Annotated in this window: 18 protein-coding genes and 1 pseudogene; 9 read left to right on the top strand and 10 right to left on the bottom strand. The window is 47.1% G+C overall.

Annotated features, from left to right (window positions below; genetic code table 11):
- Nucleotides 1–535 precede the first annotated feature (535 nt).
- Both J07HQW2_RS07075 and J07HQW2_RS19965 read left to right on the top strand, forming a co-directional pair.
- On the top strand, nt 536–1,309 hold the full coding sequence (locus J07HQW2_RS07075; protein ID WP_021054741.1) for a hypothetical protein: 774 nt from the start codon (nt 536–538) through the stop codon (nt 1,307–1,309).
- Nucleotides 1,310–1,374: 65 nt separating this feature from the next.
- Nucleotides 1,375–1,533: pseudogene (locus tag J07HQW2_RS19965) on the top strand (RNA-guided endonuclease TnpB family protein); the annotation flags it as partial.
- Nucleotides 1,534–1,579: 46 nt separating this feature from the next.
- On the opposite strand, the gene J07HQW2_RS07070 reads toward J07HQW2_RS19965, so the two are convergent.
- On the bottom strand, nt 1,580–2,227 hold the full coding sequence (locus J07HQW2_RS07070) for a dienelactone hydrolase family protein (RefSeq protein WP_021054740.1): 648 nt from the start codon (nt 2,225–2,227) through the stop codon (nt 1,580–1,582).
- Nucleotides 2,228–2,280: 53 nt separating this feature from the next.
- Here J07HQW2_RS07070 and J07HQW2_RS07065 point away from each other — a divergent pair, with 53 nt between their 5' ends.
- Nucleotides 2,281–3,105 carry a PspA/IM30 family protein gene (locus tag J07HQW2_RS07065; protein WP_021054739.1) on the top strand — a complete coding sequence of 275 codons (825 nt, stop codon included), beginning with the start codon at nt 2,281–2,283 and terminating at the stop codon, nt 3,103–3,105.
- Between the two features lie 202 nt (nt 3,106–3,307).
- The gene (locus J07HQW2_RS07060) at nt 3,308–4,894 is read left to right on the top strand and encodes a glutamate-cysteine ligase family protein (protein ID WP_021054738.1); all 1,587 of its coding nucleotides are present in this window, start codon (nt 3,308–3,310) and stop codon (nt 4,892–4,894) included.
- Between the two features lie 259 nt (nt 4,895–5,153).
- On the opposite strand, the gene J07HQW2_RS07055 is transcribed toward J07HQW2_RS07060, so the two are convergent.
- The 3 genes from J07HQW2_RS07055 to J07HQW2_RS07050 form a co-directional block, all read right to left on the bottom strand.
- Nucleotides 5,154–6,083, bottom strand: a complete 930-nt coding sequence (locus tag J07HQW2_RS07055; protein ID WP_021054737.1) for a Vms1/Ankzf1 family peptidyl-tRNA hydrolase — start codon at nt 6,081–6,083, stop codon at nt 5,154–5,156.
- 264 nt (nt 6,084–6,347) lie between these two features.
- Complete coding sequence (locus J07HQW2_RS19960; protein ID WP_394324636.1) at nt 6,348–6,473, bottom strand: DUF5802 family protein; 126 nt, start codon at nt 6,471–6,473, stop codon at nt 6,348–6,350.
- Nucleotides 6,474–6,558: 85 nt separating this feature from the next.
- Nucleotides 6,559–6,774, bottom strand: coding sequence for a DUF7977 family protein (locus J07HQW2_RS07050; protein WP_021054736.1), 216 nt, complete (start codon nt 6,772–6,774; stop codon nt 6,559–6,561).
- A 417-nt stretch (nt 6,775–7,191) separates the two neighbouring features.
- Between J07HQW2_RS07050 and J07HQW2_RS07045 the strand changes: the two genes are divergently transcribed.
- The 3 genes from J07HQW2_RS07045 to ilvD all read left to right on the top strand — a co-directional run bounded on the left by J07HQW2_RS07045 (nt 7,192) and on the right by ilvD (nt 10,624).
- The gene (locus tag J07HQW2_RS07045; RefSeq protein ID WP_303704016.1) at nt 7,192–8,019 is read left to right on the top strand and encodes a helix-turn-helix transcriptional regulator; all 828 of its coding nucleotides are present in this window, start codon (nt 7,192–7,194) and stop codon (nt 8,017–8,019) included.
- A gap of 168 nt (nt 8,020–8,187) precedes the next feature.
- Entirely contained in the window at nt 8,188–8,784 is a 597-nt protein-coding gene (locus tag J07HQW2_RS07040) for a MogA/MoaB family molybdenum cofactor biosynthesis protein (protein ID WP_021054733.1), read from the top strand.
- A gap of 73 nt (nt 8,785–8,857) precedes the next feature.
- On the top strand, nt 8,858–10,624 hold the full coding sequence (gene ilvD, locus J07HQW2_RS07035; RefSeq protein WP_021054732.1) for a dihydroxy-acid dehydratase: 1,767 nt from the start codon (nt 8,858–8,860) through the stop codon (nt 10,622–10,624).
- Nucleotides 10,625–10,828: 204 nt separating this feature from the next.
- Here ilvD and J07HQW2_RS07030 read toward each other — a convergent pair whose 3' ends face one another.
- Nucleotides 10,829–11,311: a redoxin domain-containing protein gene (locus J07HQW2_RS07030; protein ID WP_021054731.1), complete on the bottom strand. Its 483-nt coding sequence runs from the start codon at nt 11,309–11,311 to the stop codon at nt 10,829–10,831.
- Nucleotides 11,312–11,668: 357 nt separating this feature from the next.
- Between J07HQW2_RS07030 and J07HQW2_RS18085 the strand changes: the two genes are divergently transcribed.
- Nucleotides 11,669–11,794, top strand: a complete 126-nt coding sequence (locus J07HQW2_RS18085; RefSeq protein ID WP_303704015.1) for a hypothetical protein — start codon at nt 11,669–11,671, stop codon at nt 11,792–11,794.
- A gap of 328 nt (nt 11,795–12,122) precedes the next feature.
- Here the strand turns inward: J07HQW2_RS18085 and J07HQW2_RS07025 are convergent, their stop codons facing one another.
- From J07HQW2_RS07025 to cofD, 5 genes are read right to left on the bottom strand one after another with little or no spacing between them, the layout of a single operon-like run.
- Nucleotides 12,123–12,326, bottom strand: a complete 204-nt coding sequence (locus J07HQW2_RS07025; RefSeq protein WP_021052568.1) for a 30S ribosomal protein S17e — start codon at nt 12,324–12,326, stop codon at nt 12,123–12,125.
- Nucleotides 12,327–12,373: 47 nt separating this feature from the next.
- Nucleotides 12,374–13,141 carry a DUF447 domain-containing protein gene (locus tag J07HQW2_RS07020; protein WP_021054730.1) on the bottom strand — a complete coding sequence of 256 codons (768 nt, stop codon included), beginning with the start codon at nt 13,139–13,141 and terminating at the stop codon, nt 12,374–12,376.
- Nucleotides 13,138–13,995 (bottom strand): triphosphoribosyl-dephospho-CoA synthase, encoded by an 858-nt coding sequence (locus J07HQW2_RS07015; protein ID WP_048075536.1) that lies wholly within the window; start codon nt 13,993–13,995, stop codon nt 13,138–13,140. The genes J07HQW2_RS07020 and J07HQW2_RS07015 overlap by 4 nt, the downstream gene beginning before the upstream one ends.
- A 56-nt stretch (nt 13,996–14,051) precedes the next feature.
- Nucleotides 14,052–14,831: a tRNA-dihydrouridine synthase gene (locus J07HQW2_RS07010; protein WP_021054728.1), complete on the bottom strand. Its 780-nt coding sequence runs from the start codon at nt 14,829–14,831 to the stop codon at nt 14,052–14,054.
- Nucleotides 14,831–15,886: a 2-phospho-L-lactate transferase gene (gene cofD / locus J07HQW2_RS07005; RefSeq protein WP_021054727.1), complete on the bottom strand. Its 1,056-nt coding sequence runs from the start codon at nt 15,884–15,886 to the stop codon at nt 14,831–14,833. Before cofD ends, J07HQW2_RS07010 begins: the two co-directional genes overlap by 1 nt.
- 244 nt (nt 15,887–16,130) lie before the next feature.
- Here cofD and J07HQW2_RS07000 point away from each other — a divergent pair, with 244 nt between their 5' ends.
- Nucleotides 16,131–17,366 (top strand): HD domain-containing protein, encoded by a 1,236-nt coding sequence (locus tag J07HQW2_RS07000; RefSeq protein ID WP_048075535.1) that lies wholly within the window; start codon nt 16,131–16,133, stop codon nt 17,364–17,366.
- Nucleotides 17,367–17,374 lie beyond the last annotated feature (8 nt).

Raw genomic sequence — 17,374 nt, 5'->3', positions numbered from 1 at the left:
CGACTGTAATTGTCTTCAGCTCCTCCACGCACAAGCCACTGTAGCGTGAGAGTGTATGCACGTCACTAAGATAGATAATCATCTGTTGGAGTATCGGACCGTGCTATCCTCGGTGGTTTGTGTATATTCTGTTATCAGATTCATTCCTGTTGTAAAGAATGAGACGCCTTCTCCTCGTACTTTGATCAAATAATCGAACATAGTGAGCTTGAATCTCTCGGGGAAACTGACCTCATTGGTCTGATAACGACAATCAGTATCTAAAGTGAGGATACATAGATTTGGGATGGACGTATGTTACACCGCGTGGATACGAGATAAAAAACAGGATTGAACAGTGAGTCAAAATAGCGTCTAAAGATTTCAGCGAGAGTTCCACGGGTCACCCGACCCGTGGTCGTTTACTCCAATTAGTATACCAGTGACAACATACAAGTATACAGAAGAAAGTAATCAAGGGCAATCAATGGTATCAACAGACAAATAACATCTATATTCCTTCCACGCTAAAACAACACAGATCCGGGGGAATTCGATGAATATTGAAATCACTGCTCCCACAAGTCTAATTGACACATCTCCAGAAACCGCATATTTTTGGGGTCGTGTTGTTGGCGACGGGACAATCGCAACAAATCAAATCCGTGTTCGAGCGAGCGATGAAACAGCCGCTCACCGACTTGCCACCATTGCTGGAGCTGAGCAGACACGCGAGCCTAGCAATGAAAACGAACAGAAACAGAACGAAATAACCCACCAAATCCGCGAACGCGAGTATCTTCATGATACATCCATCACTCGTCGTGAAAACGAATATATAGTCACCGTAACTGGTGATATCGCGTCTGAGGCGACATCAATATTTGGACTGCCAATCCCAATGGAAACATTTGAGGAATCAGTATCAGATACTGTGTCTACTGCTGAGGACGATAGTAGTATCAGTATACCCGACTCAGCGTATAATTTCACAGAATTGACTGAGCATACACAGCCGTTGCTTCGTGGACTTTTCGAGGGATGTGGAACGATTTGTTATAAGCAATCTGCTGGAGCAGTCGGACTCTCATTCGTTCATAATAAGCAGGTGCTCGAACGGGTGGATAATCTACTTGGAGACCTGCCTGTGCCGACACCGACGAGTGACCCGGCTCCAGCTTCGAGTAACGGTCATTGGTTCAGTCTTGATGACGACGCTGCTCCTGCCGTTGGTCGTCAGCTCTACGCTAACACAGACTCGACCGGATTGTTCGCGCCCGGTCGCCGTCGCAAACTGCTCGGATGTCTCGACCGAATTGACGATGAGTAATCGGAACACCGAGTCATCGATTCCTCAATCATCGCAGCCGACACCTGCAGTTCGATCTGATCATGAAGCATCACGCGGACTACAACGCTTCGAAGAACATCAGTTTGCAGCATCTCCGTCGTTGGCAAAACGCAGATGACGGAGGCATACATATGGATGTGCGCTTGAATCGCGGGACGCTGAATATGAACGGCGAATATTTGCCTACCGTTGTTAATGATTAGAACAGGAGTCCACGCGAAAGCCTCAAGACGATTTACCGTATCTGATTCATTCCGAGATATTCGCTTCTGCAGTAATCACATCATCAAGAAATGACGCGATAGCAATACTAATTTCATTAAGAAACGTCTGAAAGTGGTGATCCGTCGGAAATGATTGGATATCAAATTCACTGTGAGATGTATTCTGCTGCATCATTTCAACGATTGGATCAACATCAACCACCTCATCTTGTGTTCCATAAATAAGCTGTGTCGGTATGTCTGCTTCATCAATAGCAACTGTTGTTTCGACAACCGACCCATCACCGACTGATTGTGGTGGAGCAAGTGCAGAAACAACATCAACAAATGTGCTCGTTGTTCCAACCCCAATTGCGAGTGCAGCTCCAAAACTATATCCAAATAGTCCACACCGGTCATATCGATTACGTACCCACTCAACGGCGTTTGCAACGTCGGTGTATTCACCGTGACCATGATCCCATGTTCCGTATGTAATCCGCAAGCAGTCAATCTCCGGAATGAGCTGATCACTTATCACACGAAGTCGCCTGTCCCCGCTATGACCACCATGCTGTGGATGTGGGGGACATGCAATAATACAATTATCAACAGTATATTGATCGTTCGCTTCTCCCGTATCTAGGTGCCCACGGGCGTCTCGTCCACCATTGAACAGGATAGTGTGACTCACAACTAGTTATTCATACGAGAGAATTTAAACAGCCTCACACCAAATAATATAGCATGGGAATCCTCTCACGCGCATCGTATGTCGTCCGTTCAAAACTGAACTCGCTGCTCAATCGCGCCGAGGATCCAACGGAAACACTTGAGTACTCCTATGAGCAGATGCGCGACGAACTGCAGGAAGTCAAACAGGGGATCGCCGATCTGACAACACAGAAAAAACGTCTCGAAATGCAGAAACGCCGTCTGGAAGAAAATGTTGAAAAACATAATGAACAGGCGCGAGAAGCTGTTCGTCAAGATCGTGAAGACCTGGCTCGACAGGCCCTCGAAAAGAAGCAAGCAAAAATGTCACAGATCGAGGATCTTGAAGGACAAATTTCTGAACTCCAATCGACGCAAGACAATCTCGTTGAGCAGAAAAATGAACTACAGAATCGTATTGAGGAGTTCCGCACGAAGAAAGAGACGATGAAAGCGCGATATGAAGCTGCTGAGGCATCATCTCGTGTTTCAGAAGCAATGACCGGTGTTGGCGACGAAATGAGCGATGTCAGCCAAGCGATCGATCGTGCAGAAGAACAGACCGATGAGATGGAAGCTAGATCAGAAGCAATGGATGAACTTGCTGATACTGGTGCATTCGATGAAGCCATTTCTGATAAAGATAGTATTGACCGCGAACTGTCCTCTGGTCGAACTGACGCCGCCGTCGATAGCGAGCTGGCAACATTGAAATCAGATGTTGAAGGAGGAAACGGAGATACAAGTAGTGCTACCTCTGATGGTCAAACTGAAAGTACGAGTGAGTCAGAAACATCCGTTTCGGATCCAGCTGTTGAGACGGAACTAGAGGAATTGCGAGATGACGAAAACAACTAATTGTCTCTTCAGACCTAACACCGACGTCGTATATGCTGTATAATACAACCGTTCTAACAGTTTCACCCGACTCCGTGTGACTACGCGACAGGTTTATGATCTAATTGTTATAATAAATAAAGAACGTTAGATGATACCTGTCGTTACTATCCATATAATCGGATGAACAAAGCGTCGGGTATACTGTTCGTAATAAAGACAAATGACAGACACCATCGATGCAGTTGAGAAGGCGCTTACATCGGATCAAAAAGAGATGTTTGATGCGCGGGTTGCTCGCGAAGGCGCTCGGCTCAAGCGTGATATCCGTAATGGGCAGTTTGATTCAGATCATGTGGCGGTCGGGCTTGAATTAGAAGCATATATGATTGATTCAAATACACAACTTGCCACCGCCCCGAAAACAGTATTTGAACTTGATGGATGCAGTCCTGAGTTAGGTGTACATAATGTTGAGCTTCACACAACACCAGACGCGATTGGGACTGAATCAGGTGATGACGGACGTGGATTCCGCCGTCAAGCAAGTGAATTACATCACATCCATGACTCGATCAGTGCTCATATCGATGATACTGATGGCACGCTCATTTGTGATTCATTATGGACTATCCCACCTGAATCGGGGACTGATACATACCTTCGAGCAGGCACAACAGAACGTGATATATTTTTTGCAGAGAATGTCCGCCCTATTCCTCGGTATCTCGCACTTAATGAAGTGATTCGCGACGAAAATGGTGGTACAATTAAACTTGGTCTACCAGGATTTGATACTGCCCCCTCAATGTTAGTTGAATCACTCGCCACCTCAATTCAGCCACATCTTCAAATACCGGATCCCTGTGATGCTGCGGCGTATCTGAACACCGCAGTCCGGACAATGGGACCACTTCTTTCACTCACAGCAAACTCACCGTTTCTCCCCGCTGACTGTTATTCAGGTGTTAGTGCTGAGGTCGCAACTGATCGACTGGCGCGGACGCCACATGAAATCCGGATTCCGATTTTCGAACGTGCAGTCGATACAGGTGTTGAGAAGTGTCGGGTTCCAGCGGATGCAGACGATATCTTTGAGATAATCGACAGAATTGTGACGGACCCAACGCTTGTTGCTTCATCAACTCTCGAAACACCGGTACCAACAGCCGATGCTGAGCCCTGCGATTTGTCTGCTTTCCCTACAAAACGTGGCACATACTGGCGATGGGTCCGACCGGTCTTCTGTGGACAGACGCCCCGTGATGGGTCAGAGGCAACCGCTGTACCGACAGATCACACTAATCATACAGACCATGCATCAGTGCGTGTTGAATATCGCCCACTCCCGACTCAACCAACGATTCGTGATACGATTGGAGTGCAAGCAGTTGTCGCTGGTGTGCTATACGGGGCTGTCACTACCGACCATCCAATTGAAGCGCTTTCGTGGGATGACGCTGAGAAGTCATTTTACGCTGCTGTTGCGGATGGTCCGACAGCAACACTCGCCTGGGTTGATGATGATGGGACATATCAAACAAACCAAGACGCAATCTATGATGACCTCTTTTCACTTGCACGTCGCGGACTATCTGCGCTCAATGTTTCTAATGAGACAATCGAGTGGGCGCTGACGCCAATCGAATCGCGTCGAGATGGACCATATCAAACCCCGAGTGAGTGGAAACGCAATCATGTCGAACAGGCACTGTCTGCTGGAACCCCGCTTCCTGCAGCGATTACACAGATGCAGAAAACATATATTGAGTACGCTAAACAAGAAATTCCATTTACTGAATGGTCATAACGGATCATATAATCAAGTACAATTAATTATGACATGGAGTTGATGTGGTCCCTCGGAATGAAATCCCACGAGAAGAAACATGGCGAATAGCTGTCTCTGGTGAAAATAACGATCTGCAATATTGAACGTGGCGATCAATTCAGTTGATGTGTTGAACCCAATTATCAGTTGGAGCGAACAAGAAGAAATTACAACGGAATCAGATTGTATTCGAGTGCTGAGTTTGTTTCCTACTGTACATACTCTCGTATGAGATACATTACAGCGCCGAGATCCGAATCGTCCAAAATTCATCAACTGCATCTTCAAGTGCCGATTTTGGCTCCCCGGTTGCATCCACGGTCTCTTGCCGGTCCGCGAGGTCACTAAATGCACCTAGCACTGTTTGCTCTCCAAGAACAATTACTTCATGTCCATCTACATCTGTCTGCGCCTGATTCCTCTCTCTGAGATGTGACTCAATCGCCTCGTGTGCGTGCTCAAGATGATCTTCGATTTGTTGATCACGGCGACGCTCAAAGCGCGCTTGTGAAAAACCACCTTTTGAGTGTGTATTCATTATATCAGTAGTAATTTCTGTCACATGTGTGAGCGTTGACCCATCATAGACACCGAGTGCAAAAATATCAGACCGGACAAGCACAACAGTCACTGGCTCAGTTGGAGCTACCCATTCCGGCTTGATATCAAATGTGTTTTTCCACTCAACGAATGGAGCCGGTGGGGCCGTCAGATCAATTGTAATAGCAATAATTCCAGTATCATCCATGCAGACAAGACACGGTGCGAGTCGCTGTACAAGCGCGCTTCGTTCATCAAGAGAGGTTTTTATGATATCAGGAACCGTTTCGGTGACCATGGCGGTCAACGCACCTTCTGGACCAGTTTCAACAGAGCGTATTCGATCGAGGATGTTTTTCCGGCGCGTGCCGCGGACATTCTGAGTCGTACGAACCGATATGTCACTCGTGTTCGATTTTGACTCTGAAAGTCGCTCAACACGTTCTTCAAGCCCCTCAATTCGGTCCTCAAGTTGATTGACTTCTCGCTCAGCCTCCTGACGCTCGCGAGCGGCGTCTGTCCGACGCTCTTCCTCGGCTGCGAGTTGACGCTCAAGATGGTGGTTCTTTTCTTCAAGCTCTTCGATTCGAGCCTTTAATTCGGCACGACCGAGCAGTTCATCAAGCATATAGCAAATAACTATGCCAAGCGATTGTTTGAGTGTGTGGGTTCATGTTATTGCTTGTCGAGCAGACTTCTTTCCCTGACCTGATGATCTTGTATCGATTGTTTGAATATAATAGTTCAGAATTACAGATGAGATTGTAAGCCAGGCTCACTATTTTATATTGTCCTGGAAAGGTATCGAGATAAAAATACGCATACAAAAATAGGAGCAAGCCAACGATTTATACTCAATACATAATCATACAATCATGTAACGGCGGAATCATCACCGAATCGATAAATGGGCGTTTATTTGCTCGTGATCATCTTGATAGACAGTGGGGAGATCCCTGTCTGCCGATTCAATATAAATTTTCCCGAAATAATAGCTGTCGAAGAATGATCCAAGTATTTATGATTCATAAATAATAATTCCTCTTTCTAATATGATATCTGAACCGATATCACTCCGCTTTATTTATTGCTGCTGTCATTGGCTATACAGCGATGAGACCAAGTGCAGCAGCTGGTGCAAGAGGAAGTATAAGCAATGAAACAAGATACGGAATGCCAACCGTTGCAAGGATACTTGATTGGATGTAGATAACTCCGGGATTGATGACAAGACAAACTAAGACACTCCCAACAAGAATCCACCCATGAGTTCCAAATCCTGCATCGGCTTGTGTCTGCCCCTCCGTATTAGTGCTCAATATGTAGAATTATAATCACCTTCTGATAGCCCTCACGATTCTCTAATATCCTACGTATATGAACAATACCACTTATCGATAATATCTCACGGATATAAGACTTGAATGTCTCATATCGGTGGGTTTTGCACTTCCTCAGCCTGCCTATATGTTGACAGCGGTGATGCAGTAATCTGGAGTTGATTGGAAGGATACGACTCAGACCGACGTCACGATTTGGATTATATGTCGCTCCGCAGGTAAGTACTCGCACATTCTTCCGGAGAATCTTGGGAGATACTCTGTACATCGCCTTGCTAATATAATCAACAACGCCACGAATATCAGTTATTCCACACATCTTATATGCACATAACAAATATCATAATTGATGTGTATGATTCGACAGCATCATATCCTTGGTAATTGTACCCTGATATGATGGCTGACCATAGCCACTCACTGGATAACATTGTCAGTAAACGGCAATCGTTCCTTGAGTCATTACGAAATAGCTCAAAGGGAAAGTGTGAACTTGAAACAGATCTCGACGTATCACGATCAACAGTTGACCGTGGAATCCGTGAGCTCGAGTCCGCTGGACTCATTATGCATACAAATAATAAATATCAATTGACGCTTGCTGGTCGGACAGCAGTCACAGCAGTACAACAGTATCACAGACGACTTCAAGAGATTGATACCGGTCGTGATCTTCTTTCGACTCTTTCAGGCGATATTGACATTGCTGATGACTTTCTTGATGGCGCTTCATCCATCCAGGCATCACCTGAGATTCCAGATCAGATAATCACATATCTTTTTGATAGTATTGAGTCCGCAGACATATTTCGAGGTATTTCTCCCGTCGCACTCGCAGGTCATCTCGACGAGTTTTATACCATGATGACTGTTAATGAAACAGTTGCAGAGCACATTATCGATGAGGATGTTGTCGAGACGCTGCTTGAAGCACCTGAACTCAACTCAGGATTCATCAAACAGATACGACATGACCGTGTCAGGATGTTGAGCTCTGATATTCCATTTACATATGGGCTTTGGATTGCTGATGATACTGAGACAGGAATTATATTTTACACTGAAACCGGTGTTCGTGGCATCATTATGAATGATAGTGATGCTGCGGTACAATGGGCACATACACAGTGGGAGTCAGCGATGGCTGATGCAACACAGATCAATGAATCAACCCTTCAGCTGACTGATTCAGATATTGAAGATGACTCCGGAACAAGAAACTAATTCCATCATAAGTGACGATACTAGTGTCGGAATTAATACTGATACCGACATATCATATCTTTAAAATAGTTCAGAGTCTTAACTATTATTTCTAAGACGCAGACGTAGCTTATCTCAATACTTTTCGCATTCGTGAGACGTTTATTTTCAGGTCATAAATGGACCGACATGGGTCAGGACAAAATAATAAAATTTGATCTTCACTCAGAAATACGCACAGATGGTTCTGGAGTGAATACAAACGACGATACAGACCACAATCATACTCATCATGCACACGATGTTGCCACACTTGGTGTTGCAATATTCACTATTTCATCTTCTCGTTCAGTCAGTAATGACGCTGCAGGTGATGCCATCGCAGCGGCGTTTGAATCTGAGGGGCATACAGTCGTCACGCGTGAAATTGTCGATGATGACACTACCCAGATCCAATCAGTTGTTGAGACAGCCATTTCAGACACAGATACTGATATTATCGTGACGACAGGCGGAACTGGAGTTACCCCAGACGATGTTACCATCGAAGCTGTTAGCCAACAATATGATAAATCACTTCCTGGATTTGGTGAATTATTCCGTCGCCGTTCAGAGGCTGAAATTGGGACTCGTGTTCTCGGGACACGAGCAACAGCAGGGATAATCGATACTGTACCAGTCTTTTGTCTCCCTGGGAGTGAAAACGCTGCAACACTTGGCAGTAATGAACTTATCGTGCCTGAGGCATCTCATCTTGCAGGACTCGCAGCGCGTGATGAGACATAGATTTCATACATGTATTAAACATCCCGCCGTATCATGCGTGTGCTTTTAATGCGCTTGTAGAGTATTTTATACCATGAGCAAGCAGACGCGCCGTGAGGACGGAACAGACAGCGATTCCACGTTCTCAACGGAAAAGGACCCAGAGCTCCCAAGTGCGGATGTGACAGAGGGTGCAGACCGAGCACCCCATCGAGCGATGTTTCGTGCGATGGGCTTCGATGACACAGACTTATCCTCACCAATGGTTGGTGTTGCCAATCCAGCGGCTGACATTACTCCTTGTAATGTTCATCTTGATGATGTTGCCGATGCAGCAATTGAGGGTGTTGAAGACGCCGGTGGTATGCCGATCGAGTTTGGGACAATCACGATTTCTGATGCCATTTCGATGGGAACTGAGGGAATGAAAGCGTCTCTTATATCACGCGAGGTAATCGCTGACTCTGTCGAGCTGGTCGCCTTTGGTGAACGGATGGATGCGCTCGTAACTGTCGCTGGATGTGATAAAAACCTGCCCGGCATGATGATCGCTTCAATTCGAACTGATCTCCCATCGGTGTTTCTTTACGGTGGATCAATCATGCCTGGCGAGCACGATGGTCGGGACGTCACCATTCAAAACGTGTTCGAGGGTGTTGGAACGTACGCTGAGGGTAACATGAGCGCAGATGAACTTGATGAACTCGAACGACATGCATGCCCTGGTGCTGGGTCATGCGGTGGAATGTTTACTGCCAACACAATGGCATCAATCTCAGAAGCACTTGGGATGGCACCGCTTGGTACTGCCGGTGCACCAGCTGAATCAACAGAACGATACAATATCGCTCAACGTGCCGGTGAAGCCGTTCTTGACGCTGTGGCAAACGACCGTCGCCCATCGGATATCTTATCGAAAAAGTCCTTTGAGAATGCTATTGCATTACAGGTTGCTATTGGAGGGTCAACAAATGCTGTACTTCATTTGCTTGCACTTGCGGCCGAAGCAGGCGTTGATCTCACAATAGAGGAATTTGACGCAATTTCGCGTCGCACTCCAAAAATTGCAGATCTCCAACCTGGCGGGACGAAAACAATGAACGATCTTCATGAGATTGGAGGAGTTCCAATTGTAATTCGTCGACTCCTTGATGCTGGTCTCTTCCACGGTGATGCACTAACCGTTACTGGACGGACAATCGCTGAGGAACTTCAGACGCTTGATTTACCTGCCGAAGACAATCTTGAGGGTGAATTTCTTTATTCCGTCGATGACCCATACCAGACAGAGGGTGCAATCAAGATTCTCACCGGGAACCTTGCTCCAGATGGTGGTGTGTTGAAAGTCACTGGGGATGATGCATTCCATCACAGTGGACCAGCACGTGTCTTCGAGAGTGAAGAGGATGCGATGCAGTATGTTCAAGAAGGACATATTGAATCTGGTGATGTGATAGTTATCCGCAATGAGGGACCACAGGGTGGTCCGGGAATGCGTGAGATGCTCGGCGTGACAGCCGCCGTTGTCGGACAAGGACATGAGGATGATGTTGCACTCTTGACTGACGGTCGGTTTTCAGGCGCGACTCGTGGTCCGATGGTTGGTCACGTTGCACCTGAGGCAGCGGTTGGTGGTCCAATTGCATTACTTGAGGATGGCGACGAGATCACAGTCGACATTCCGGAGCGGGAACTGAGCGTTGCTCTCTCAGATACAGAACTTGCTGCCCGCCGCGAGACATGGGATGGCGCTGACCGTCAATACAATATGGGTGTTCTTGCAAAATACGGCAATGAATTCGGATCAGCAGCGAACGGTGCAGTGACGAACCCTGGCGCGAAAACTGACACAAATCGCTAGAATAACTTAGACTCGACGTCTTAATGTTCGCCTTCGTGTTTGTATTTTTATCATTCTCACTATTTTGTTCAATAGAGAGATACGCATCGCTGACTACTTGGATTTCAGCTACAATAACATAATCCCGACATTTAGATTAAAGCGCGTAATAGCCTGTGTTAATTGTGGACACAGGATCGGGTGCGCAATTCTGTTTAAAAACTATTATTTGTCTTCGACAGCCGCAACAAGTTCGTCATAATCTGGTTCTGTTGTTGGCTCGTCGGCTTCCCAGGCGTACGAGACAGTGCCATCCTCATCTAGGATAAATACTGCACGGTTTGAAACCCCAAGAAGTCCGAGATCACCAATATCAGTCTTTGTATCGTAAGCATCGATTGCATTTCGGTCCATATCACTCACGAGATTGAATGATAAGTCGTGTTCGTCACGGAATGCATTTAATGAGAATGCTGAATCCGCGCTCACGCCGTATACCGTCGCACCGGCTTCCTCGAACTCACTAAGATGTTCTTCAAGTGCGACCATCTCATTTGAGCACGGCGGGGTGAACGCACCCGGGAAGAACGCAAGAACGACTGGTCCGTCGCCGAGTACGTCATCGAGTGCAAACGATTCAACATCGCCGTTTGCAACAGTCGCTTCAAAGGTCGGTGCAGGGTCGTCTGGTGATGGTTCAGCAGCCATTGATAGTAGTACTCCACTCTAGCAATTGATACCAGTAATTGAAAACGTGGCGATACAGGCACGCATCATCGGTATATCTGGATGAATAAATATCCAAAATAAGATTTCATTGACTATCCACGCTGCGGTGGAACTCTAACGATCCATGCAATTAGCTGCGTGCGAGAAATATATTTCAGGACTCAATCGAGAATAATCGCTGGTTATCTAATCTATACACTGAATGCTCAGTGTAACAGGATCTGCAATAACAAATCTATATTAACAACTATTTGCTCAGTCTTACTTTGACTTATATGTAGATATAATATCGCTTCTCGGTCAACTGCTTCGGGGGCAAGCCTCGAGGTATCCGCCTTGATTCTTGATGAAACCGCTGCGATAACAGCACATGTTAACGATCGCCAGCGTGCCGCGACTATCGCCGTTGCAACCGTAATTAATAAATATGAGACTAAACAGAAGAGACCGATGCAGGTTTGATGATTGGACTGACTTATTATCGGGACGTCGTCTCCAGTATATTGATGACACCCTGCCTCGGAATAAATGGAGTGCAGCTGGACAGGTACATTAATAAAGCTCATGAATCGGCACCTCAATTGATCATTTAGATATGATCCCACACTCACCTATGAACCGCACTGGGATCAAGCTCTAAAGGACTCGCCTTGTTCCACCTGTAGATGCACTAAGTCATGAACTAGTGATTTATTAACAAACACTACGGTTGCAACTTTTCGGGTGCTGTCGTAGAAGAGATCCTGTCGCCGCCGTCTTCGGTTACCGTTCCTGCAACTGACCCTGTGATCTATGCAGATGCCGATGGAGGGGTATTGCTACCTTTCTTTCGCGTAATGTATCCCGCGATTCGGTTTCGAACGCCCTTTGACTCGACATTTGTTAATGTTTCAACACTTTCTTTGTTTGTCTCAAAATCCGTATTGAAGGCTTGTGGATACTCCTCAAGCAGGACAGTCCCAAGCTGTTTGACATATTTCGGCTTAATTGCCATAAATAAATTTTTACCACAGAACACTAAAACGATTCGTTCCTGTGTACTCACTCATCAAAGACCGGAATTGCCTCTGGCTCATCAACTTGCGAGCGCCATTCTGTTACAGAATCCAACTGTGCGAACGCCGCCTGCTCTCGTGGACCACCACACCGATCAACAGTCTCAGCGAAATATCGGAGTCGATCAAGTAACGTATCGGTATCATAACTTGCCACATTCAGCCGAGAGGCAGCGACAGTCGCATCGATAACCGCCGCAAACCCTCTATTGATTGTGGGAACTGTGCGATCAATCACACCAGTTTCAACCGGTTGTATTGCCCATTGTTCCCACTGCGTTCCGCCGCGTTCGCCCTGTTCAAGACGCTCAGCGGTCACCTCTGCCCACGCGTGCGCTGTATCGAGTACCGGTTCATCAACCTCATAGATTGTTGTTGCCGCTGCGACAAACGCTCGCGGATCCGAGACAAACTGAATCACACCACCTCCCTCTCGGTGGAAGTTCCGGCGTGTGCGCGTGTTTCCCCACGTTGTTGCTGTGATAATACTTCTATTCGTACTCTCAGCTCCACTTTTAGCTTCTGTCGACGTTTTCACAGCAGTTGTCCCTGAATCATATGACTTGGAGCTATCTTGTGTCGAATCCACATTTTTATTATCAGACGTATGGTCAGACTTTTGACCAGGATGAGGGTCAGGTGCGTGCAATCCCAATGCAGCAGCGTTCCAGCGGTCATTCGGACCATGTGTTGTTACGATTGATTCTGTCACGCCACGAAGCCCAACTGGCCAAGCTGTTGATGTATCTGTCATATCATTACCTCATTTTCACGTTCAAGCGCAACAAATGTGGCAGCAACAAGTAAATCAGCTGTCGTTCCTGGATTAATCCCAGCCTTGATAAAGGCTTCATCTAGTTCAGCGATGGCTTCTGGGTCGTCACGAGCTGCTTGAGCGCGTTGTTTCACTTCGGCGGCAATCTCATCACCGTGCTCCGTTCGTACCAACGTATCTTCATCTTGTGCAAGTCGATCAACAAACGCGCGTGAAATCCGATCAGGGAGCGGTCCATCGTCTTCTTCGATTACTGTTGCTGTTTCGAACGTTCGCTTAAATCCACCTGTCCACTCGGTGGCATTCCCATCGTCTTCACTCGCATCCATCACATCATACAGTGTCATCTCACGATTGCGGAGTGTCGGAATCGCATCACTGCCACGACGAACATCGAGTGCAGCCATTCCTTCAGGTGGATCTTCGACTGCCACATCGACGTATTCGAATCCCCGATAGAAATTAGCCGAATCAGCAACTGTTGTTGAGTTAACGATTGAGCGAACACCTGCCGATGTAAGCTCCGTATCCTCGGAACCGGCTGCCCGAATAAGCGGCACTAAGAGCAACAAACAACCAAACTGTGTGTTTCCACCAGCCTGATTACTCATCCCAGCGACCGCTCGCTCAAATGCAGTTCCGACAGGTTGTCCTGCGGCTGCTTGACGGAGTCCCGCACCAGCACCAATTGCCCCAGCGAAAAAGTGTTCCATTCGTAATGCAGAGATATCATGATCTCGATCAACATTTCCTGGTTTCGGAGCCGATCCGACATCGAGTAATAACGCCAATTGCGCATTCGCTGCGGAATCCCGCGCAGTCTGGTAGTTCATACTTTTGTCTTCATCTAAACTACTACGATTATCTTCGGTTGAGTTGTGTGACTCTATCATTGCTGTATGTGAGAAAGCCGTGTATCAGTATTCATCGTCTCAAATACATCCTCCGTGGCACGACAAACGCGCCGACGGATATGCTGGTTAGTGCTTGGGCGACCGATACTTACCGCATCTGCGCCGTATTCATGATACTCGCGCACACTCTCGTGTCCACGAACGTTGTTATTCGCGATAATAAATAATTCAGGAGCTGCTGTCGCAATCCGTTCGATTGAGACCTCCGTATCCATCGCATCGACATGGATGATTTCTCCCCCAGCATCAGCAACCGTCCGCGCTATCGCTGCGAGATCAACATTATCGATTCCAGCACGAACTTTCACACTGACTGGTGCTCCACCAGCACGACCGGCCCTGATAAGTTCATGAAGCCGATCTCTACGATTATCCTGAAGTAATGATTCCCCGGCGCCAACCGTGCACATTTCATCCTGTCGACAATGAGCGTTGATTTCAAGAATCGCATTGTATTCTGCACACCGCCTGCCGACTGTCCGCACCGGCTGTACTGTTGTACTTCGAACGTTGACGCCAGGTGTTATTGTTACATCTGCAAGTGCATCAAGCTCGGCAGTAATGAATGCAATCGGATCTGGTGGGAGGAATTCACACCGTCCCCTATCAACGAGCCGACGTGCTGCATCTCGCGTAGCTGTATCGAGTGACACGCCTCCAATAAATGCTGCACCGGCATCGACTGCTCCATTTTTTGCCCATGTTGCGTCTGCCTCACCGCTTAGACTCGCAAGTGCGACCCGTGGTGTGAACATTATGTTATTTTTTCGAATGCCGTTTGAACAGCCTGTAAGACGCGTTTGGCGTCAGAATCAGTATTTAATTGTATGTCAGTCCTGACGACTGGCCGGTCTAGATTGGTTTGATCGGCTGTATCAAGAATGAACGCATCAGCGAATGAGTATGCTTCAGCAACACCTGCTGTTGAGGGCTCGAATCCAACCGCCTTCATGAGTGACGCTGCTGGTCCCGAAAATACCCTATCGTTAATGAATGGAGAAATAGCGATGACTGGTGTGGTTTCAAGTGCGCTATCAAACTCATCCATTGCAATCATCGGACCAATACTTGTGACTGGATTTGATGGACCAATCACAACTGGATCTGTAAGTGCAGTCTTAACCATCGGCGTCGGTGTTGCTGTATCGACGCCACGAAACTCGACATCTACAATAGATGGCTCTGCACGGTTGTGTACCCAATACTCTTGAAAATGCATTAACTCAGTCGCTGTTTCATCATTCTCATTCGCTTCGTTTCGTTTTTGTGCTGTATCAGATTCTGAGCCAGCCTCTGTATGTATTAATGTCGCCACAGGATCATCACTCATCGGTATCAGATCGATATCGAGTTCGAACGCATCTGTGAGTATCTCGATCACTTCGCTAAGACACTTACCCTCATCAAGTAACGATGTCCGGAGAAGATGGACTGCTCGGTCACGATCGCCAATCTCCATGAACTCAGCCACGCCTGAAAACCGACGCCACTGCGAAATCTGCCGACCGCTCGTTTGTGCGTCTGCACTCAGATATCGGGGGGTATTTTCAAACCCAGCTTTATTTGCGAGATCTGCCATTTCTGTATGTGTATTAGTGGTATCATTCTCGATTCCCCACCACCTGTCGGTATCAAGAACACCACCCTCAGAAAATAATACGGTATCAATATCTGGACAAACAAGATGACCTGCAAGTTCGACATCATCACCAGTGTTTGCGATGACTGTCGTCGCTGCGGGATCAAAAACAGCTGGTGCCCCCTGAAGGAGCTTTGGTGTTCCAGTCCCGCCAGCGAGGAAAGTAACCATACCTACAACATGGGCGTCAGCGGTTTCAACATTCTTTCGACGGCTATCTTATCCTCCGATTAATCTCTTCATATACACCACTAAATCATACTTATATGATACTCACTCTATTTGACATCCAGATGCTAGTATGCAATCCTACGTGTTGAATATACCATACAGACCGCATGACGGTCAATTTGACAGTGTCACTCAAGTGAATACAGCTATGAGTAGATATGACGGTCTTTACCTCGATACGTATATGACAACAATCAAAGATGGCGTGCACGACCATATTGAAATACAGGGTATCACCGCGGAACTTCTCGACACACCCCTGATTCAACGACTCCGCCGAGTGACACAGCTGGGAACTGTCCATCTTGTCTATCCAGCCGCTAGTCATACCCGATTTGAGCACTCTATTGGGGTATATTATCTCATGAATCGTGCGCTTTCACATCTCGGTCTTGATGGACCTCAAGCTGAACGCCTCCGTGCTGCAGCGGTACTTCACGATGTTGGTCATAGTCCGTATAGTCATAATCTCGAACCTGTTATACACCGACATACGGACAAATATCACGATGATGTCATTAATCTCTTGATTGACAGTGTTGTTGGTGACACGCTCTCTGAGCACGGTCACGACCCAGAACGAATTGCTGCACTCATTCGTGGAGATGGAAAGTATGGTCAGCTTATCTCTGGTGAGTTAGATGTTGATCGAATGGATTATTTGGTTCGTGATGCGCATCACACTGGTGTTCCATACGGAACTATCGATCATGAACGGCTTATCCGCGCACTCACCTTCGTTGATGGTGAGTTAGCGCTCGCTGCAGGAAATGTTCAGACCGCTGAGTCACTACTTCTTGCCCGCGCGCTAATGAATCCAACAGTCTATCGCCATCACGTAGCACGTATTTCAAAGACAATGCTTCGACGAGCAGCCGAGCGGTTAATTATTGTTGATTCAGTAGCAATCACAGCATCACAGTTACGCCGGATGGATGATCACGACCTCTATGCTGCACTACGCTCGACAGAACAAACAAGTCAAATCGCCTCACGACTTGATACTCGTAACCTCTATAAACGTGCTGTCTGGGCTGAACGGGACGCCGTACCTGAATCGATTATTGATGCAGATTACGACACGATCCGATCTTTTGAACGAACAGTCGCCGACCGCATAGGGCTTGATCCAGAAGAAGTGATTATTGATGTGCCCGAACGCCCATCAATGACCGAATCCTCTTCGCGGGTAGTCGTCAGTGGTGAGGTGCGACGACTCGCTGATCAATCACCTCTTGTGTCAGCGCTTCGCACAGCCCAAAAACAACAATGGCGACTTGGGGTGTACGTCCCTGCGGTGGAGACAGATCGTGCTGGGACCACCGCTGTCGAAACAATGGGACTTGACATTTCAGGAGCGCTTGTCTCTGATATCCAACAGGAAACAGTCACAGCGACTCTCGATGAGTTCAACGATTAACATGCGCT

It is taken from the genome of Haloquadratum walsbyi J07HQW2, from assembly GCF_000415985.1.
Classification (GTDB): Archaea; Halobacteriota; Halobacteria; order Halobacteriales; family Haloferacaceae; genus Haloquadratum; species Haloquadratum walsbyi_B.
The sequence above is the reverse complement of the archived record's forward strand: the minus strand, read 5'-3'. Positions and strand labels throughout refer to the sequence as shown.